Source organism: Brevundimonas vancanneytii, assembly GCF_901421975.1.
GTDB classification, from domain to species: Bacteria; Pseudomonadota; Alphaproteobacteria; order Caulobacterales; family Caulobacteraceae; genus Brevundimonas; species Brevundimonas diminuta.
Window position 1 is genome coordinate 921131 of sequence record NZ_LR588407.1, and the last position, 20143, is coordinate 941273.

Annotated in this window: 14 protein-coding genes and 2 pseudogenes; 3 read left to right on the forward strand and 13 right to left on the reverse strand. The window is 68.4% G+C overall.

From position 1 onward, the window contains the following. Positions 1-147 precede the first annotated feature (147 nt). The 3 genes from FGL25_RS16945 to FGL25_RS04540 all read left to right on the forward strand — a co-directional run bounded on the left by FGL25_RS16945 (position 148) and on the right by FGL25_RS04540 (position 4410). Positions 148-585, forward strand: coding sequence for a gamma-glutamyltransferase (locus tag FGL25_RS16945; protein WP_197733801.1), 438 nt, complete (start codon positions 148-150; stop codon positions 583-585). Continuing rightward, positions 476-1891 (forward strand): gamma-glutamyltransferase, encoded by a 1416-nt coding sequence (ggt, locus tag FGL25_RS04535; RefSeq protein WP_197733802.1) that lies wholly within the window; start codon positions 476-478, stop codon positions 1889-1891. Before FGL25_RS16945 ends, ggt begins: the two co-directional genes overlap by 110 nt. 71 nt (positions 1892-1962) lie before the next feature. Further along, positions 1963-4410: a zinc-dependent metalloprotease gene (locus FGL25_RS04540; protein ID WP_138141067.1), complete on the forward strand. Its 2448-nt coding sequence runs from the start codon at positions 1963-1965 to the stop codon at positions 4408-4410. A gap of 157 nt (positions 4411-4567) precedes the next feature. On the opposite strand, the gene FGL25_RS04545 is transcribed toward FGL25_RS04540, so the two are convergent. From FGL25_RS04545 to FGL25_RS04590, 13 genes and pseudogenes are all read right to left on the reverse strand, one after another. Further along, complete coding sequence (locus FGL25_RS04545) at positions 4568-5689, reverse strand: P1 family peptidase (protein WP_138141068.1); 1122 nt, start codon at positions 5687-5689, stop codon at positions 4568-4570. Further along, positions 5686-7302, reverse strand: a complete 1617-nt coding sequence (locus FGL25_RS04550; RefSeq protein WP_138141069.1) for an ABC transporter ATP-binding protein — start codon at positions 7300-7302, stop codon at positions 5686-5688. The genes FGL25_RS04545 and FGL25_RS04550 overlap by 4 nt, the downstream gene beginning before the upstream one ends. A gap of 2 nt (positions 7303-7304) precedes the next feature. Next, positions 7305-8162: an ABC transporter permease gene (locus FGL25_RS17290; protein ID WP_088410030.1), complete on the reverse strand. Its 858-nt coding sequence runs from the start codon at positions 8160-8162 to the stop codon at positions 7305-7307. Next, complete coding sequence (locus FGL25_RS17295) at positions 8159-8698, reverse strand: ABC transporter permease (protein WP_252970020.1); 540 nt, start codon at positions 8696-8698, stop codon at positions 8159-8161. Before FGL25_RS17295 ends, FGL25_RS17290 begins: the two co-directional genes overlap by 4 nt. A 238-nt stretch (positions 8699-8936) precedes the next feature. Further along, positions 8937-10046, reverse strand: a pseudogene (locus tag FGL25_RS17300) (ABC transporter substrate-binding protein); the annotation flags it as partial. Positions 10047-10065: 19 nt separating this feature from the next. Continuing rightward, positions 10066-10782: pseudogene (locus FGL25_RS17305) on the reverse strand (ABC transporter substrate-binding protein); the annotation flags it as partial. Between the two features lie 86 nt (positions 10783-10868). Continuing rightward, positions 10869-11336 (reverse strand): acid phosphatase, encoded by a 468-nt coding sequence (locus FGL25_RS17310; RefSeq protein ID WP_252970021.1) that lies wholly within the window; start codon positions 11334-11336, stop codon positions 10869-10871. Positions 11337-11738: 402 nt separating this feature from the next. Next, entirely contained in the window at positions 11739-13319 is a 1581-nt protein-coding gene (locus tag FGL25_RS04570; protein WP_252970022.1) for an alkaline phosphatase D family protein, read from the reverse strand. Positions 13320-13385: 66 nt separating this feature from the next. Continuing rightward, on the reverse strand, positions 13386-15602 hold the full coding sequence (locus tag FGL25_RS04575; protein ID WP_088410027.1) for a TonB-dependent receptor: 2217 nt from the start codon (positions 15600-15602) through the stop codon (positions 13386-13388). Between the two features lie 27 nt (positions 15603-15629). After that, positions 15630-16961: an aspartate aminotransferase family protein gene (locus FGL25_RS04580; protein ID WP_088410026.1), complete on the reverse strand. Its 1332-nt coding sequence runs from the start codon at positions 16959-16961 to the stop codon at positions 15630-15632. A 133-nt stretch (positions 16962-17094) separates the two neighbouring features. Beyond that, a complete protein-coding gene (locus FGL25_RS17315) occupies positions 17095-18396 on the reverse strand; it encodes a TonB-dependent receptor (RefSeq protein WP_252970023.1) in 1302 nt (433 codons plus the stop codon). A 182-nt stretch (positions 18397-18578) separates the two neighbouring features. Then, positions 18579-19295 carry a TonB-dependent receptor plug domain-containing protein gene (locus tag FGL25_RS17320; RefSeq protein WP_252970024.1) on the reverse strand — a complete coding sequence of 239 codons (717 nt, stop codon included), beginning with the start codon at positions 19293-19295 and terminating at the stop codon, positions 18579-18581. Between the two features lie 278 nt (positions 19296-19573). Next, the gene (locus tag FGL25_RS04590) at positions 19574-20140 is read right to left on the reverse strand and encodes a cupin domain-containing protein (RefSeq protein WP_003165611.1); all 567 of its coding nucleotides are present in this window, start codon (positions 20138-20140) and stop codon (positions 19574-19576) included. Between the last annotated feature and the right edge of the window lie 3 nt (positions 20141-20143).

Below are 20143 nucleotides of genomic sequence, written 5' to 3' on the forward strand. Positions count from 1 at the left end.
ATAATGAGCGCAATAATCACTAAGAAATGCCCCTTGAAGTCGACTTTTTAGCAATGCTATCGCTCGCTCATCGGATTTGAGGTCAGTCGTCGCGGTCCGCTCGTCGCTGTTCGAGGCGGGGCGGCGATGGATTGTGACGGGGGCTGCATGCACATCACCAAACCCAGAACCCTGGTCGCCTTGACGGCGGCCCTGATGCTGATGGGCGGGCCGGTCCTGGCCAAACAGGCCGCGCCGGTCCGGCCCGCCACGGGCAGCGGCGGCGACATCGTCAACTACGGCCAGATCCACAGCCCCGTGGTGGGGCGCGGCGGCATGGTGGTCAGCCAGAGCGACCCGGCCACCCGCGTGGGCGTCGAAATCCTGCGTCAGGGCGGCAATGCGGTGGATTCGGCCGTCGCCGTGGCTTTCGCGGAAGCCGTGACCCTGCCGCGTGCGGGCAACATCGGCGGGCAGCGGCTACATGATCGTCCATATGGCGGCCACGGCCGAGCGGCCGGCCCAGACCATCGCCGTCAACTACTACGGCACGGCGCCGGCGGCGACGACGCCGGACCTGCTGCTGGACGACAGCGGCCGCTTTGACCGCAGCAAGCCATCGGGCTTCATCAACGTCTCGGTGCCGGGGCACGGTCATGGGCATGTGGGAGGCGCACGCGCGCTCGGCTCCATGCCCTGGGCCGATCTGGTCGCGCCGGCGATCAAGCTGGCCGAGGAAGGCTATGTCCTGTCGGACGGCGAGGCCGACGCCACGGCCGGGCGGGCGCGGGTGCTGGCGACCGATCCGGGCGCGCGCGAAGCCTATCTGAAGGCGGACGGAACCCCCTATCGCGCGGGCGAGATCTTCCGCCAGCCTCTGTTGGCCGAGAGCCTGCGCAAGGTGGCGCGCGGCGGGGCCGATGAGTTCTACAAGGGCGAGTTGGCCCGCCAGATCGTCGCGGGCGTCCAGGCCCAGGGCGGGGTGATCACCATGGCCGACATGGCCGCCTACCGCGCCGACGTGTCAGAGCCGATCTGGGGCAGCTATCGCGACCATCGCATCGCCTATATGCCGCCGACGGCCTCGGGCGTCAGCGTCGCCCAGGCGCTGAACCTGTTGGAGCATTTCGACCTGCGCGCGATGAGGTGGGGCAGCGTCGACAGCCTGCACCTGATCTCCGAGGCGATGAAGATCACCTCGTCGGACCGTCGCCTGATCGGCGGGGCGCCGCAGTGGACCACCCCGGCGCATGGGCTGGCGAGCAAGGAATTCGCCGCCGAACGCGTTCGACTGATCGCCTTGGACCGCACCCTGAAAGCGGCCGATATCCCCGAGGGCAACCCCTATCCCTATGAGAGCCAGGACACGACCCACTATTCGGTCGCGGACGCTTTCGGCAATGCGGTGTCGAACACCTACACCCTGTCCAACTCCTACGGCGCGCACGTCGCCCCGGTGGGGACGGGCATCCTGCTGAACAACCACCTGGACAACTTCTCGTGGGGCACGCGCGGGGAGCCGAACTCGCCCGCGCCGGGCAAGCGCCTGGGTTCGACCATCACGCCGATGGTGGTGTTCAAGGACGACAAGCCCTGGCTGGTCACAGGCACGCCCGGCGGCGGCTACATCATCGCCACCATGGTCCAGCTGATCTCCAACGTGATCGACCACGATCTGAACGTGGCCGAGGCGGCCATGCGTCCGCGTCTGAACCAGGCGGGAGGCGACAGCCCGCTGGAGCTGGAAGGCGGTTTTTCGCCCGACGTCGAGCGCCTGCTGCGCGAGCGGGGGCACGCCGTGCGTCCGTCGATGACCATGGGGAGCACCCAGTCCATCATGGTCGATGGCGACCGTTTCCTGGGCGCGGCCGACACTCGGCGTCCGGATGCTCTGGCCCTGGGCGTACGCTGAGCCGCCGCTTGCTGTTTCGGCCGTTCGATGGTCTGAACGACCGCTGTTGAATCAATCGGAGGGGGAAGCCGATGTTGCGCAAGGTTCTTCTGGCGGGCGCCGCGGGTCTGGTTCTGGCTGGAGCGGCGGCTCCCGTAGCGGCGCAGTCCGCGCCCGCCTCGGCGGCGGCGTCGGCCGCCTGGCGGGACGGCCTGTTCGGCGTGCGACAGGACAGCGACAAGGGCAAGGTCTCGGTGCGCCTGCCCGCGCCGGACGCGGACGGGGTTCTGGGCCGTTATCTGTATCAGCCGGGTCTGTCGGCGGGCCTGGGCATGGACGGAGCGGGGCTGGATCGTTCGGGCCTGGGGCAGACGCAGATCGTGGTCTTCCGCAAGGTCGGGAACCGGGTCTTCGCCGCCTTCGAGAACCATCGCTTCCGCGCCGTGGACGCCGACCCGGATCAGGTCAACGCCGTCGCCGCCTCCTTCGTCTCGCCGGTCGTCTGGTCGGCTGAGGCGACGGACGCCGGGGCCGACGGTTCGGTCACGGTGGACCTTTCGGGCTTTCTCGAGCGCGACGCGGTCAATGTGGTTTCCCGTCTGAAGCGAGCGCGGCTGGGGACGTTCAAGCCGGCCGCCAGCCTCGGCTACGTCGATACGGCCCAGACCCTGGTCTTCCCCGACAATGTGGAGTTCCAGACGGTCCAGACCTTCACCAGCGACGAGCCGGGCGGCGAGCTGTCGCGCGTTTCGCCGGAAACCCGTTCCGTCACCCTGGCGGTGCGCCATTCGTTCATCCGACTGCCGGACGAGGGCTTCCTGCCTGTGCTGCATGATCCACGGTCGGGCACCTCGGCTCAGGTGACGGTGACGGATTTCGCCGCCGACTTGGATCAGCCGGTGGTCAGTCGGCTGGCCCGCCGGTTCCGGCTGGAGAAGACGGATCCGACCGCCGCGCGCTCGACGGTGAAGAAGCCCATCGTCTTCTACGTCGATCGCGCCGCCCCGCCCGCCATCCGCGAGGCCCTGATCGAGGGCGGCAACTGGTGGGCGCAGGCCTTTGAACAGGCGGGCTATCTTAACGCCTTCCGTGTCGAGCTCCTGCCCGAGGGGGCGCATCCGATGGACGCCCGCTACAACATCATCTCCTGGGTTCACCGCGAGACGCGCGGCTGGTCGACCGGGACCAGCGTCAACGACCCCCGCACCGGCGAGATCGTGCGCGGCGTGGTGCAACTGGGCTCCCTGCGCGACCGTCAGGACAAGATGATCATCGAAGGGCTGATCGGCGCCGCCCGCAGCGGCACGGGCGGCGAGGACGACCCGGACCGTCTGGCCTATCACCGCCTGCGCCACCTGTCGGCGCACGAGATCGGCCACGCCCTGGGCATTGCTCACAACTTCGCCGCCTCCACCTTCGAGGGGCGGGCCTCGGTCATGGATTATCCGGCGCCGTGGGTGATCGCGGACGGGGACCGGCTGGACTTCAGCCAGGCCTATACGACCGGCGTCGGCGCCTGGGACCGCTATGTCGTCGACTGGCTCTATGGCGACGCGCCGGGACGTGATCCGATCGCGCGGAGAGCGGCCTTGGCCGCCGAGGCGCAAGCAAAGGGCTACCGCTTCGTCAACGACACCGACACCCGTCCGCTGGGCAGCCTGCAGCCCTACGGCGCCATGTGGGACAACGGAACAGACCCGACCGCCGAGTTCGCCAACACCCTGGCGGTGCGGCGCATCGCCCTGTCGCGCTTCGGCCTGGCCAATCTGCCGGCGGGGGCGCCGGCGGCGGACCTGCGCCGGGTCATCGTGCCGATCTATCTCTATCACCGCTATCAGACGACGGCGGTGGGACGTCAGATCGGCGGCTTGGACTACAGCTACGCCGTCAGCGGCGAAGGGCGTGAGCGGGCCGAGGTCGTGCCTGCGGACAAACAGCGCGCGGCGCTGGAGGCCCTGATGCTGGCCCTGTCTCCGGCCGAACTGGACCTGCGCGACGATCTGATCGACCTGCTGTCCTCGGCCCAGTCGGGCAATTCGGATCGCCAGACCCAGATCGAGCTGTTCGAGGGCAAGACCGACGCCGTGTTCGATCCGTCCTCGGCGGCGGCGGCGGCGACCGAGGTGGTGTTTGAAACCCTGTTGGCGCCGGAGCGGCTGAACCGTCTGGTCGAGCAGGAGCGCCGCGATCCGGGGCAGTTGGGCCTGGTCGAGACGCTGGATCGGGTGGCGGTCGCCGTCGGGCCGGGCGCGGCGTTGAGCCCGCGTCAGGCCGAGCTGCGCCGCGTCGCCCGCGCCCGCTACGCCGCCCATCTGGCCGCGCTGATCCAGGGCAAGGATTTGTCCTCGACGGCGCAGGGCGCGGTGCGTGACAGCGCGCGGCGGTTCGGCGAGCAGCTGAAGCGTTGCCGCGGCGATCGGCTGGAGACGGCGCAGTGCGCCTATCTGGCGGAGGCTCTGACCGGGCCGGTCGAGGGGCTGAAGGCGCTGAGCGAGACGCTGCCGGTCGCGCAGGCGGTGCCGCCGGGGGCGCCGATCTAAAGGCCCTTCTCCCCGCCGGGGGAGAAGGTGTCAGGCGAAGCATGACGGATGAGGGGGCTGTGTCCGCAAAAGCGGGCGTCGAGAGCGTTGAGGCGTCCCCCTCATCCGAGCGCCTCCGACGCCCACCTCCTCCCCCGGTGGGGAGAAGGACGTGGGGTTACAGCTCCCGCCAGGTCTTGCCGGTCATGCCCTCATAGTTGGTCGCGTGATAGACGCCGCGCGCCACGGCGCGGGCCAGGACGTCGGCGGCGACGTTGCCGAGCTGGGCGACCACGACCTGACGCAGGGCCGGGTCAGCGATGACCTTCTTGCCCGTGGACAGGCTGAACAGGGTGTCGCCGTCGAACGGCGCGTGGGCCGGGCGGATGGCGCGCGCCATGCCGTCCTGGGCCATGATGGCCATGCGCTGAAGCTCCACGCGGGTCAGGGCGACGTCGGTGGCGATGCAGGCGATGGTGGTGTTCTCGCGCGGCTGGGGCCGGAACTTGGAGGGGCCCCAGTCCTCGGCCGAGGCGTGCAGGCCCGATGATCCCAGACCGCCGAACTCGTCGCCGATCTCATAGGGGGCGGCCCAGAAGCTCTTGCCGCCCGGCGCCACGACCGAGCCGACGCTGTTGACCGCCACGATGGCGCCGACCGTCCAGCCCGCCGCCATGACCGCCGAGGCCGAGCCGATCCCGCCCTTCAGCGCGCCCGCTTCGGCGCCATAGCCCGCGCCTGCGGTGCCGAGATCGAAGCGGTCGCCTGCGGCCTCCAGCGCCTGAACCGACAGGCGGCGATAGGGGGGCTCCATCTCCCACGCCTTGTCGCCGCCGTTGGCCAGGTCGTAGAGACAGGCGGTCGGGATGATGGGCGAGGGCGGCACGCCCGGCGCCCCGCCCATGCCGTAGCCGCGCCCGCGCATCCCCATCCAGGCGGCGACGCTGTCGGCCGAGCCGAGACCATAGACCGACCCGCCCGACAGGATGATGGCGTCCACCTCCTGCACCAGGTTTTCGGCGCGCAGGACGTCGGTCTCGCGTCCGGCGGGACCGCCGCCGCGCACGTCCACCGCTGCCACAGCGGGCTTTTCGGCCAGGATGACGGTGACGCCGGTGCGGACGCTCGCGTCGTGGGCCTGACCGACCTTGATGCCCTCGACGTCGGTGATCAGGTTCAGCGGCCCGGTGCGGCCGGAAGCGCGGGCGGCGCTCTGGGCGGCGGGCTTGGCGCTGGCGGCTCCTGCTGCGGAGGCTGCGGCGCCGATCAGGGCCGAGCCGAGGACGGTTCTGCGGTTCATCCGGCGGTTTCCTTTTCCAGAGCGTGATTGCGGACCAGATCCGGCGTCGCCGCCAGAAGTTTCTGCGTATAGGGGTGCGAAGGGGCGGCGAAGACGGCGGCCGTATCGCCCTGTTCGACGATCTTTCCGGCCTGCATGACCAGCAGGCGATCCGTCACCGTGCGCACCACGCTGAGGTCGTGGGTGACGAAGAGGTAGGACAGACCCAGCCGGTCCGACAGATCGGCCAGCAGGTCCAGCACCTGCGCCCGCACGGACACGTCCAGCGCCGAGACCGCCTCGTCCAGACAGATGACCGACGGTTCGGTGATCAGGGCGCGGGCGATGGCGATGCGCTGGCGCTGGCCGCCCGAGAACTCGTGCGGATAGCGGTCGGCGGCGTTGCTGGTCAGGCCGACGCGCTCCAGCATTTCATCGACGCGGCGGCGGGCCTCGGCGGGAGAGGGCTTGGCGTCCAGCAGGTGGAAGTTCTCGGCCACCAGATCGCTGACCTTCCAGCGCGGATCGAAGCTGCCGTAGGGGTCTTGGAACACCACCTGGATGTCGCGGCGGATGGACTTCAGCGCGGCGCCGCGCGCGGCGGTGATGTCGCGGCCCTTGACCCGGACACGGCCGCCTTGCGGCGTTTCCAGCGCCAGGATGGCACGCAGCAGGGTGGACTTGCCGCAGCCGCTTTCGCCGACCAGTCCGACGCTCTCGCCCGGCTGGATCGACAGGCTGACCTGATCGACGGCGCGGAAGGTCTTCGATTTGCCGAACAGGGCGGGGGCGCCGCCGTATTCGCGCACCAGACCCTCGACCTGCAGCACAGGGGCGGCGTCGGCCTGCGGGCGGCTGCGGCGCGTGGGGGCGTGGGTCGCATTGGCCAGCAGGCGTTGGGAATAGGCGTGGGCCATGCCTGTGCGGATGCGGTCGACGGGCGCTTCCTCGACCAGTTCGCCATCCTTCATCACCGCTAGCCGGTCGGCGGTTTCGGCCACGACGGCGAGGTCGTGGGTGATGAGGATCAGGCCCATGCCGTCCTCGCGCACCAGCCGCTTCAGCAGGTCCAGCACCTGGGCCTGGGTCGTGACGTCCAGCGCCGTCGTCGCCTCGTCCGCGATCAGCAGTTTCGGCGTCAGGGCGATGGCGATGGCGATGGCGACGCGCTGCCTCTGGCCGCCCGATAGCTCGTGCGGATAGCGGGTCAGGGGGAAGCGTTCGGCGGGCAGGCCGACGCGGTCGAGCACGGCGCGGGCGACGGCGAGGGCTTCCTTGCGCGAGCTCTTCTTGTGCAGGCGCACGGTCTCGGCGACCTGGTCGCCGATGGTCATGACGGGGTTCAGGGCCGTCATCGGCTCCTGAAAGATGATGCCCACGTCGCGGCCGCGCACCTGCTGCATCACGGCGTCAGGCGCGTTCGAGATGAGCTGACCGTTCAGGCGGATCTCGCCGGTCAGGGTCGCGCGCGGCGGCGTCAGGCCCAGCACGGCCAGGGAGGTCATGGACTTGCCCGAGCCGCTCTCGCCGACAAGGCCGAGAATCTCGCCGGGGGCGACGGACAGGCTGACGTTCTTCAGGATCGGCGTCTGGCCGATCGACAGGCTGAGGTCGCGGATGTCGAGGACGGTCATGGTCAACGCTCCCGCCGCACGCGCGGGTCGAACAGGTCGCGCAGGCCGTCGCCGGTCAGGCTGAGGCCCAGCACGGTCACGAAGATGGCGAGGCCCGGCATGATGGCCAGCCACGGCGCGAAGCCGATCATGGTCTGGGCTTCGGCCAGCATCCGGCCCCAGCTGGGCGCGGGCGGCTGGGCGCCCAGGCCGACGTAGGACAGACCGGCCTCGGCGACGATGCCGACGGCGAACTGGATCGCAGCCTGCACGACCAGCAGGCTCATCAGATTGGGCAGGATGTGCTGGACCGAGATCAGGGCCTTGGACTTGCCCGCCGTGCGGGCGGCCAGGACGTATTCGCGGGTCCACAGGCCTTGCGCCGCGCCGCGCGCGACGCGGGTGAAGACGGGAATGTTGAAGACGCCGATGGCGATGACGGCGTTGATCGCGCCCGGTCCCATGACGGCGGTGATCATCACGGCCAGCAGCAGGGCGGGGAAGGCGAAGATCAGGTCGTTGCCGCGCATGACCAGTTCGTCGATCCAGCCGCCGCGCGCCGCCGCCGTCAGGCCCAGAGGCGTGCCGATGGCGACGCCGATGCCGACGGCGACGAAGGCGACGACGAGGGAGTTCTGCGCGCCTGCCATGATCATGGACAACACGTCGCGGCCGAAGTGGTCGGTGCCCATCCAGTGGGCGGCGGAGGGGGCGGTCAGCTTGGCGGCGATGTCGACCGCCTCGACGTCATAGGGCGTCCAGACGAGGGCCAGCAGGGCGGTTAGCAGGACGACGGCCGTCAGCGTCGCGCCGACGATCAGCGACAGGGGCCAGCGCACGCGGGGTTTGGCGGGGGCGATGATGGCGGGGGCGTCGGTCATGCGCGGCGTCCCCTCAGGCGCGGATCGGCGAACAGATAGGCCAGGTCGATCAGGAAGCTGACCAGAACCACGGCGAAGACCAGCACCACCACGACGCTCTGCACGACGATCAGGTCGCGCTGGGTGATGGCCTGGAAGACCAGTCGGCCGAGGCCGGGCAGGGAGAAGACGTTTTCGATGATGATGCCGCCCGCCAGCAGGAAGGGGAACTGAAGGCCGAGGATGGTCAGGACCGGGATCCAGGCGTTGCGCAAGGCGTGGCGCCACAGGGCCTGATTGACCGACAGACCCTTGGCGCGGGCGGTGCGGACATAGTCCTCGTTCATGGTGTCGAGCAGGGCGGTGCGCAGGACGCGGGCGAGGATGGCGGCCTGCGGCGCGGCCAGCGCGACAGCAGGCAGGATCAGGGCCTTGAAGGCGGGCCAGAAGCCCGCGCTCCAGCCGGGGAAGCCGCCCGCCGAGAACCAGCCCAGGTTCACCGAGAACAGCAGGATCAGCAGCATGGCGATCCAGAAATTGGGCAGGGCGACGCCCACTTGCGTGACGCCGATCAGGCCGGTGTCGACGGCGGTGGCCTCGGCGGCTGGCGGCGGTGACGCCGATGGGCAGGGCGACGATCAGCGACAGGACGGTGGCCATCAGGGCCAGTGGCGCGGACACGGCCAGACGTTCCGCGATCAGCCCGCCGACCGGCACCTGATAGGTGTAGCTGGTGCCGAACTTGCCGGTCAGCAGGTCGCCGAGCCAGGCGAAATAACGCTCAAGGCCGGAGCCTTCGAGGCCCATCTGCTGGCGCAGGGCGACGATGGATTCCGGGCTGGCGTTCAGCCCCATCATATAGCTGGCCGGATCGCCGGGCACGACCTGCAGCAACAGGAAGATGACCACGGTCGCCGCCAGCAGGGTCAGGGCGTGGCCGCCCAGCTTCTTCAGCAGCCAGGCCGCGCCGAAGCGCCAGGCGACGAAGGCCAGCAGGGCGGCGCCCGTGATCAGGCTGATCCAGCCCCAGGGCAGGCCGCCGCCGGTACGCTCGGCGTTGGAGGTCGTAGCCGCGCCCGCGCCGGTCCAGTAGGCGCCGGTGACGTCGTTGGCGGCGATGGGGCCGTTGATCCACAGGCCGTTCACGTCCGCCTTCCACACGCCGATGCGCGAGGACTGGAACAGGAAGCCGTTGACCGCGTCATCGGCGATGCGGCGTTGCAGGTCGCCCAGCAGGCGGTTGCGCGTCGGCTCGTCCGGGGCGGCGTTGACCTGCGCCAGCAGGGCGTCGAAGGCCGGGCTGTCGTAGCCGAAATAGTAGTCCTTGCGGCCGTAGATGTCGTAGTCCATCGGCTCGACGTGCTCGACGATGGTCAGGTCGAACTGGCGGCGTTTGAACACCTGGTCCAGCCACTGGGCCCACTCCAGATTCTCGATCTTGGCGCGGATGCCTGCTTCGGCCAGTTGCGAGATCAGCACCTCGCCGCTGCGCCGGGCGTAGGGGCGGGGCGGCAGGCGAAGCGTCACGTCGATGCCGTTGGGATAGCCCGCCTCGGCCAACAGGGCGCGCGCCTTGGCGGGATCGTGCGGATAGAGGCCGGTCAGGTCGACATAGCCCGGCGCCTGACGCGAATAATGGCTGCCGATGGGCTGGCCGAAGCCGAACATGGCCCCCTGGATCAGGGCGTCGCGGTCGATGGCGTAGGACAGGGCGCGGCGCACCCGCACGTCGTTGAACGGCGCCTTGTTGTTGTTGATCCCCAGAATGACCTTGCCTTCGGAGGCGCCGACGACGACGCGGAAGCGCGGGTCGCGCTGGAACTGGGCGACGTTCTCGGGCGCAGGATAGTTGGGGAAGGCGTCCCACGTCGCCCGCGCTGACGGCGGCGAAGGCGGCGGTTGGATCGCTGATGAAGCGGAAGACGACGGTGTTCAGACGGGGCGTCGGACCCCAGTAGCCGTCGCGGCGGATCAGGGTCAGCTGGCTGCCGCGCTGCCAGTTCTGCAGCTTGAACGGGCCGGTGCCGACCGGCGTGACGGCGTTGGTGGCCGCGCTGCTCGGCGAAACCATCACCGCGTCGCCCCAGGCCAGAACATAGGGCAGGGTGGCCATCGGCCGCGACAGGCGGATGCGGATGGTCGCCGGATCGACGACCTCGACGCTCTGGATCGGCGCGAACAGGGCCTTCTGGGCGTTGGTCGAGCCTTCGGCCGTGATGCGGTCCAGGGAGAACTTCGCCACTGATGCGTCGAACGGCGAGCCGTCCGAGAAGGTGACGCCGCGTCTCAGGTGGAAGGTCCAGGTCAGGCCGTCGGGGGCGGCCTCCCATGACTCGGCCAGCGACGGGGCGACGGCGCCGTTCTGGGTCAGACGGGTCAGGCCTTCGAAGACGTTGGCGTAGACGACTTCATCCACCGCCGCCGCCGCGCCCGAGGTCGGATCGAGGTTCGGCGGCTCCAGCGGCAGGCCGAGGATCAGGCGGTCACGCGGCGCCTGCGCCTGAACCTGCGGCGCGGTCAGGCCCCAGACGAGGCACAGGGCCAGCGACAGCACGAGCGTGATCAGGCCGGGCCGAAGCCCGCCGTTCCGGCCGCGCCGTCGGGATGCTGTCGCGACGCATGTCGCCCCTGTCTTCGTCACCTTCCCTCGGTCTCCCCCTTGCGACGTGGCCGATCTTCGTCAGCCTACGTCATGGATTTGCTTTCACGCCATGGATTAAGCGCGCCTCACCACGGCTGGCGCGCCAGCGAGGCGGGGCAGGCGGCCGTAGCCTCGGTCGCGGCGGCGCGGGCGGCGTCGAACTCTTCCTTGGCCTTGGCGAAATCGGCCTGGAACGCCGGATCGGCCTTCAGCCGGGTGACGATGGTCGCGCCGACGATGCGGCCCGCCTCGACGTCGCTGGGATAGTGGACGCCGCACACCGCGCGGCTTTCGCCATAGGCCAGGCCGCGGCGCAGGATGGCGTCGGCGCGGTCGGGCGCCAGTTCGGCCAGCACCAGGCCCCAGGCCCAGCCCAGCGCCGAGTGGCCCGACGGATAGGATCCGCTGGCCGCCAGCCAGGTCTCGGGCGCGATGCAGGTCGGCAGCGGCTCGACCACGAAGGGGCGCTTGCGGAAATAGCCCTTCTTGGCCGGGGTCTGGATCATCTCCAGATCGCCCAGCATCTTGCCCATCAGCAGGGTGAGCGTCGGCATCTGTTTCCGGCTCGAACTTGAAACCGAGGGCGCAGTCGAAGGCGCGCGGGGCGCCGGGCGTTTCGATCTCATTGTCGGCGCGGGCGATGGCCCAGCGTTCGGAGCCTTCCAGCGACCGCATGGCGCGATAGGCGGCGATGTCGGCCTGTTCGCGCAGTGAGCCTTCCTCGGGCGGCGGCGGCAGGAAGTTGGCGGCGTTGGGCGTGTTCTCGGCGGTCAGATAGCCGTGCGGGTGATCGCGGAAGCCTTCCCAGAAGGTCACGGGCGCAGTCGCCGCCGTCTGCGTCGACACCGCCCCGGCGCAGCCGCTCAACGCTCCGCCGAGCGCGAGAGCCAGGCTCATCGCGATGAGGGAAGAAGAGCGGCGCGAGGTGGTCATGGGAAAACTCCGGGTAGAAGGGATCATGCGGCGACGGCGCCGGGGCGGCCCGATTCAACGGTCCAGGATTTCAGGGTCGACAGGCTGGCCTTGGGATCGCGCACATCGCTGATGACCTGATAGCGCGTATCCATGCGGTCGGGGCGCACGTCGATCGACATATAGCCGCGCGGGCGACTGTCGAAGAATTTCACCTGCGGATTATTGGGCATGACGGCCATCAGCCCGTCGTAGCTGGGGCCGGTCGAGGTGATGGAGGTGCCGACGAACTCGGTCGCCACGGTGGCCGACGACGGGTCGCGGCTGTCCAGCTTCACGTCGTTGGTCCAGAACGAATGGTAGTCGCCGCTGAGGACGACGGGGTTGGACGGCTTCAGTTCCGACAGGGCCGAGGTCAGACGGTCGCGGGCGGCGGGGAAGCCGTCCCAGGTGTCGGTCCAGTAGCGGTTTTCATCGGCCGGGCTGCGCGCCAGGCGGAGGCCCGCCATCACCAGGTTCTGGCCCAGGATGTTCCAGCGCGCCTCAGCGCGGGCCAGGCCGTCATACAGCCAGCGCTCCTGCTCGAAGCCGAGGAAGGTGCGCGACGGGTCCAGCCGGTCGGTGCAGGTCGCATCGGTGACGATCTGGCCCTTGCCGCCGTTGGCGCCGTCGCTGCACGGCTGTTTCGAGCGGTACTGGCGGCCGTCCAGCATGAAGAACTCGGCCAGCTTGCCATAGCGGACGCGGCGATAGATCGGCATCTGGAGGCTGGCGCTCAAGCGCGTGCGACGGATCGGCATGGCCTCATAGAAGGCCTGATAGGCGGCGGCGCGGCGTTGCAGGAAGTCATTGGGGGCAACGCCCGAAATCTTGGACCAGACGCCGGAATAGTCGTCCTGAACCTCGTGATCGTCCCAGACGGCGAGGCAGGGGGCGGCGGCGTGCAGACGCTGCAGGTTCGCATCGGTGCGGTGCAGGGCGTAGCGGTTGCGATAGCCCGCCAGCGATGTCGCTTCCTCGAGGTTGTAGGGGCGCACCACCTGGTCGGCGCGGTCCGGCCCCAGGCTGTATTCATAGATGTAGTCGCCCAGGAACAGGGTCAGGTCCGGCGCCTCGTCGGCCATGTGGCCGTAGGCGCTGAAATAGCCGCGCTCCCAGTGCGAGCAGGAGGCGACGGCGAGGCGCAGCCGGTCCGCGCTGGCGTTGGGGGCGGGGGTGGTCAGGGCGCGGCCGATTGGGCTCTGCTGGCCCTGGGCGGTGAAGCGATACCAGTAGGGGCGGTGGGGGCTGAGGCCCGCGACCTCGACGTGCAGGCTGTGTGCAGCGTCGCGGACGGCGGTCACGCTGCCGGAGGCGACGATGCGGCGGAACTGGTCGTCGGCGGCGACCTCCCAGCGCACGGGAATGGCGGCGTCGAGGCCGCCCTGACCGTCGGCGGCCAGAGGATCGGCGGCCAGTCGGGTCCAGATGACGAAGCCGTCCGGCGCGGGATCGCCGCTGGCGACGCCCAGCGGAAACAGATAGGCGCCGCCCGCCTGGGCGCGACCGAAACTCAGCACGGCGGGCGCGACGACCAGACCCGTCAGCAGGGTGCGGCGATCAAGGCGGGAAGCGGAGTAAGCCATCATACCATCAGGAAAAGGCGCAAGGCGGACCGGCCGGAACCGGCCCGCCTCACTCGGGAGGAAGCCTTAGAAGTCCATCGACAGGCGCACGCCGTAGGTGCGGCCCTGGCTGGGCGAGGTGGTCGGGCGCGCCGAGCCGTTGAAGCCGTTGCGGGTCTCTTCGTAGTAGGTGTTGAACATGTTCCGCACCCACAGGCCCGCGCGCCAGTTGGCGCCGGCCGGGCTGACGCTGAAGTTGGCGTTCCAGAGCCAGTAGGCGTCGATGATCGATGAGGAGCTGACGGAATACAGCTCGTCCCGATAGTTGTAGTTGGTCTCGGCGCGCAGCTCCCACCCGGCCGCTTCCCAGTCATAGGCGACCGAGCCGCCGTAGTTCATCTTGGGGAAGGACAGGCGTTCGCCGGAGCGGTCGTTGGTGATGATGACGTCCCAGGGACCGTCCTTGGGATTGGCGGCGTCGGTCTTGGCGCCGTCGATGGCGAAGTACTCGTCATACTCGCCGGTCTTGTAGCCGATGTTCTGGCTGATGGTCAGGCCGTCGACCGGCACCCAGGTCAGCTCGATTTCGCCGCCCCAGATGTGCGACTTGGGCACATTGGTGATCTTGCCCAGGCGGCCGGTGATCCGGTCGTATTCCAGCCCCTGAACCTGCTGGTCCTTGTAGTCATAGTAGAACAGGGCGCCGTTCAGACGCAGGCGACGATCGAACAGGTCCGACTTGATCCCGGCCTCATAGGCGATGACGATTTCCGGCTTGAACGGGGTCGCCGAGGTGGCGTTGTAGGTGGTGAAGCCGCCTGATTTCACCCCGCGCGCCACGCTGGCGTAGAAGAGGGCGTCGTCTGTCAGCTTGTATTCCAGGCCCAGGCGGCCGGAGACCTCGTTGAGATCGGTGTCGTAGCTGGCGGTCGGCGGCGGCGGATTGGGCGCGACCGAGGTGCCGCCGCTGTCCAGGGTCCGCTCTTCCGTCTCCCAACGCAGGCCGGCGATCAAGTTCAGGCGCTCGTTCACCTGATAGGAGTTGTGGGTGAAGACGCCGAAGGCTGACACCGACTGGCCATAGGCGGTGTTGATCAGGTTCGGCTGCCCCCGGAAGTTGGTGTAGAAGCCGCCGTCGATGCTTTCGTCAGCATAGTGGGCGCCGATCATCCAGCTGAGGGGCCCGTCTCCGTTGGAGCTCAGGCGCAGCTCCTGAGCGAAGACGTCGATGTCGTTGTAGAAGAAGACGTTCGACTCGTTGAAGCGGGTGCTGTCCCAGTCGTTGAACTCGCTGCGCGAAAAGGTCTGGTAGGCGGTGATCGAGGTCAGGTCGGCCCAGCCCAGGTCAGCCTTGATGCGGGCGCTGACGTCGAAGCCGTCGTTGTCGCGGAACGGCTTGGCGTTCAGGCCGACCCCGGCCACGGCCGCCATTTCCGGCGATATGCCCCAGCCCGTGATCCTCCAGGCCGTGTCCTTGGGATAGGTCACGGCGCCGCCCGAAACCGTGTACGGCCCCAGCAGGCGGAAGCCGCGGCCGTCCGACTTGTCGATCGAATAGGTGGCGGCCAGGTCGACAGTGACGGCCTCGCTGGCGTCCCAGGTCAGGCGGCCGCGGATGGCGCTCTTGTCGAGGTCGCCCAGCTTTTCGCCGGTGTCGCGGTGGTATTGCCAGGCGCCGCCCTGTTCGGTGACGGCGGCCAGGCGGCCCAGCAGGTTGGGCGCGATCTGACCCGAGACATAGCCCTCGACCTTGAAGCGATCGAACGTGCCGTATTCGGCGTTGAAGCCGGCGCGGAAGTCGGCCGTGGGCGCATTGGTGATGATGTTGATGGCGCCGCCGGTGGTGTTGCGGCCGTAGAGGGTGCCTTGCGGGCCGCGCAGGACTTCCATGCGCGCCACGTCGAACAGGGCGCCCTGGGTCGTCACCGTATAGGGATGGGCCACTTCATCGACATAGATGCCGACCGTCGAGGCGTTGTTCGAGGAGTATTCGCGCGCGCCGATGCCGCGGATGCGGAACTGAGGCTGGCCGCCGCCGAACTGGCTGTCGACCTCCATGTTGGGGACGGCGTTCTCCAGATCGTTGACGACCGATATGCCCTTCTCGTCCAATTGTTCGCCGCCGATGACGCTGAGCGAGACGCCCACGTCCTGGCTGGCCTGCTCGCGACGCTGGGCGGTGACGATGATCTCGTCGACGCGCGTGGCCTGATCCCCCGATCGGGCGTCGCTCTGAGCGTTCGCGTTGGAGAAGGCGGCCAGGGTCAGCAGGCTGACCGACGACGCCAGTAGGTGTTTTCTCATTCTATTCCCCCTCCTCGACACCCCTGATCAGGGTGTTTTTTCTATGATCCCTGACAGGCGGCCGATCAGTTCGTCGATCTGTTCCCGGCTGATAATCAGCGGGGGCGACAGGGCGATGACATCCGCCGTCACCCGGATCAGCAGCCCTTCGTCGAACGCCTGGTGGAAGACCTCGGTCGCGCGGGCGCCGGGCGCGCCGGGACGCGGCTCCAGCTCGATCCCCGCAACCAGACCCAGATCGCGGATATCGATGACGTGGCGCAGCCCCCTCAGACTGTGCACTGCGTCTTGCCAGTAGGGCGTCAGTTCGGTCGCGCGCTGGAACAGGCCTTCGCTCTCATAAACGTCGAGCGTCGCCAGACCGGCCGCCGCCGCCAGCGGGTGGCCGGAATAGGTGTAGCCGTGGAAGAACTCGATGCCCGGCCCGGCCGCGCGCTCGACCACCGCCTGGTAGACGGCGCTGCTGACGCCGACGGCGCCCATCGGCACGGCGCCGTTGGTGAGACCCTTGGCGCAGGTCATCAGATCGGGCGTGACGCCCAGCGCCTCGGCCGCCGTCAGGGCGCCCAGGCGGCCGAAGCCGGTGATGACTTCATCGAAGATCAGCAGGATGCCGTGCCGCGCCGTAATCTCGCGCAGACGCTCCAGATAGCCGACCGGCGGCACGATCACCCCGGCCGACCCGGACATGGGCTCGACGATGACGCCGGCGATGGTCTCGGCGCCGTGGGTCTCGATCAGGGCCTCCAGCTCATCGGCCAGATGCAGGCCCCAGACGGGCTGGCCGCGCGTAAAGGCGGCCTCGTCCAGATTCAGCGTGTGCGACAGGTGGTCGACGTTGGGCAGGGTGGGGAAGCCGCGCTTGTTGTTCTCCAGCCCGCCGACGGAAATGCCGCCGAAGCCGACGCCGTGATAGCCCTTCTGGCGGCCGATCAGGCGGGTGCGGTTCTCGAACCCCCTGGCCGATTGATAGGCGAGGGCGATCTTCAGGGCGGTGTCGACCGCCTCTGACCCCGAACCGGCGAAGAAGACGTGGTTTAGGTCGCCGGGCAGCAGCATGCCCAGACGCGAGGCCAACTCGAACGCCAGCGGATGGCCCAGCTGGAAGGTCGGGGCGTAGTCCAGAATCTCGGCCTGACGCTGGATGGCCTCGACGATCGGCCGGCGGGCGTGACCGGCGTTGACGCACCACAGGCCGGCGGTGCCGTCCAGCACCGCCCGGCCGTCCGGCGTGAAGTAGTGCATGTCCCTGGCCGAGGCGAACAGGCGAGGCTGCGCCTTGAAGGCGCGGTTCGCCGTGAACGGCATCCAGAATGGATTAAGGTCGTTGGCGGCCTTGCCGGCGCTTGCAGCGGTCATGCGGTCATCCTCTGTCTTTCGCCAGTAGCGGACGAACCGCGACGAAAGGGAAGACTGTTACTTGTCAGGCGCAACATGCAGATAAAAAATGACATTTTACCTGCATGCTCGATTTACTGAGCGGGGTGATCGATCAGTAGCGCAGGGTCAGCCGCGCGCCGATGGTGCGCGGCGTTCCGGGTTGGGCGATGTCGGCGCTGGTGAAGAAGTTGCGGGTCAGGTCGTAGTCCTGATCGAACAGGTTTCGCGCCCAGAAGGCCACGGACCAGGCGGCGTCCTCGGGGCCGATGGTGACGCTGGCGTTGGCCAGCCAATAGGCCTCGACATCGTATTTGGCGCCCAGCCAGGACGGGTACTCGTCACGATAGCTGTAGTTGGCCTCGGCCGTGACCGCGAAGCCGCCGACCGTCCAGTCGTAGCTGACCGAGCCGCCGTACGACCAGGCGGGGAAGGGGATCTTTTGGCCTGACTTGTCGATGTAGACGGTGGCGCGGGGAATCTGCTGGCAGGCGCCGATGTCCAGGTCGATGAAGTCGGTGTATTCGCCCTTCTTGTAGCTGAGGTTCTGGCTGATCCGTAGACCGGCTGTGGGACGGAAGACGCCTTCGAGTTCCGCGCCGTAGATCTTGGAATCGGCGTTGGTGAAGCGGCCGACCGGGCCGTTGGCGCCGCAGACGGCCGACAGCACCTGCTGGCCGTTGTAGTCGTAGTAGTAGGCCGCGCCGTTGATCTGGACCGCGCGCGACGGGTCGGCCTTGAAGCCCAGCTCATAGGCCCAGAGTATTTCCGGATCGAAGGGCTCGATGCCGCTGCTGTCGCCGGTGTTGTAGGTGGTGAAGCCGCCCGACTTGGCGCCCCGGCTGGCCGAGCCGTAGATCAGGACGTTGTCGGCGGGCTTGAACTCCAGCGCCGCCTTGCCGGTCAGCGGCGTCATCTTGGTGTCGACGCTGGTCGGGGGCAGGGCGGTGGCGCCGCCGAAGGCCGAGCCGAAGCCTTCAAGCTCGCGCGTTTCTTCTTCGTAGCGCAGGCCCAGGATGGCCTTCCACCGCTCGGCGAAGGCGTACTCGGCCTGACCGAACAGGCTCCAGGACTCGACCTTCTGGTCATAGGTGACCTGGGCGTAGGTGTTGTAGATGTCGATGAAGTCCGAGAAGTAGCGCTCGTTGAGATCCTGTTTGGAATAGTAGAACCCGGCCACCCAGGTCAGGGGGCTGTCGTTGTCCGAGGCCAGGCGCAGTTCCTGCGATAGAACCTTCACGTCGCTGCCGAAGAAGGTGTCGGCCTCGACCGAGGCGCTGGAGTCCCAGTCGCCGTATTCGCTGCGGTCCAGGGTTTCATAGCTGGTGATGCTGGACAGGCTCATGCCCTTCAGCGCCAGATTGGCGTTCAGCGAGGCGCCCCAGGATGAGTTGTCCCGACCGGGCTTGGCGTTCACGTCGCGGCCGATGGCGTCGGCGAAGCGCTGCGACAGGCCCCAGCCGGTCTTGGAGCGGTCCTTGTCGGCGGGGATGACCGGGGCCGGTCCCCAGGCGGGTGTGCAGGTCGCTGATCAGATACAGGCCCTGGTTCTCGGACTTGTCGACGCCCCCGTGGACGTCGAGCAGGGCCGTGAAGGTCTCATTGGGCGTCCATTCCAGCAGGGCGCGGGCGCCGGTGCGGTCGGCGTCGCCCAGGCTTTCCGCCCGTGTCGCGGTTGCGCTGCCAGGCGCCGCCCTGTTCGGTCGAGACGGCCAGACGGCCGCGCAGGGTGTCGGCCAGCGGGCCTGAGACATAGCCCTCGCCCCGGAACAGGTTATGGCTGCCCCATTCGGTCATCAGGCCTGCGGACAGCTCCTCGGTCGGGCGTTTGGTGACGAAGCTGATGGCGCCGCCGGTGGTGTTGCGGCCGTAGAGGGTGCCTTGCGGCCCGCGCAGCACCTCGACCCGGTCGATGTCGAAGATCAGTCCCTGCGTCATGACGGGGACCGGATAGGCGACCTCGTTCACATAGACGCCGACCGTGGGCGAGTTGTTGGAGGCGTAGTCCTGAAAGCCGACGCCGCGCATGCGGAACTGGGCCGCGCCGCCGCCGAAGGCCGGTTCGACCTCCAGGTTGGGCGTGGCGTTCTGAAGCTGGTTGACGTTGGTGACGCCCTGCTGCGTCAGGCTTTCACCGCTGAGGACGCTGAGGGCGATGCCCACGTCCTGGGCCGCCTGTTCACGGCGCTGGGCGGTGACGATGACCTCGTCGACCGTGGTGGCGGCCGGCTCGTCGGGCGCGCGCTGCGCGGCGACGGAGGTGGCGGACAGGGCGAACAGGGCCCCGGCGGAAACGCTGACCATCAGACGATTCATCGTCTTCCTCCCCATGAGGCCGTCGCGGTCTATGGCCGCGTTCAGCCGTCGCGGCCGGGACTGCCCGGTCGCCGAACTATCTCCGTAGTCGACGTCTTGTGCAATGCAGCACATTTGTGCGGCTGCTCTGTCGGCGACGGAAATCTCTCTTCCCTCGGCAATCAGTAGCTGCCCTGGGTCGATTTGGAGCAAGACTGTTTCTTTGGGTGCCTATCTTCCTGTCGCGTAAGGATAAAATAATCCAATGATCGGAATACTGATCATTCGCAACGGCGCCGTTAGAAGGTCGGCGGCGTGCAGGCGCTGATGACCACGCAGGGCGCGTCGCCGATGTTGCGGAAGCGGTGCGGCAGGACGCTGGGAAACAGATAGCCTTCGCCCGCCTTCAGCACCCGCGACTGGCCGTCGACGGTGACTTCCAGGCGGCCGGAGATGATCATGCCGCCTTCCTCTCCCTCGTGGGACAGCATGACCCGGCCGCTATCCGAGCCGGGCTGATAGGTCTCGTGCAGGATCTGCAGGCTGGAATCCTGGCTGGAGCCCAGCTGACGGTAGGAGACTTCGCCGCGTGAAATGTCGGTCAGTTCGTCGTGGCGATAGAAGTATTTGGTCGGGGTCTCGAACTCCGAGCTGAAGAAGTCGCCCAGCGATATGCCCGCCGCGTCCAGAAGGCGTTTCAGCGAGCCGACCGAGGGGCTGGTGCGGCCGCTCTCGACCAGGCTGACGGTGCTGGACGGCACACCGGCCTTGCGCGCCAGGGCGCGCTGCGACAGGCCCAGGCGATCCCGAAGGGCGCGCAGGCGCGGGCCGATGATGTTCTCTTCTTCCATGTCGCCACGCGCCATCCT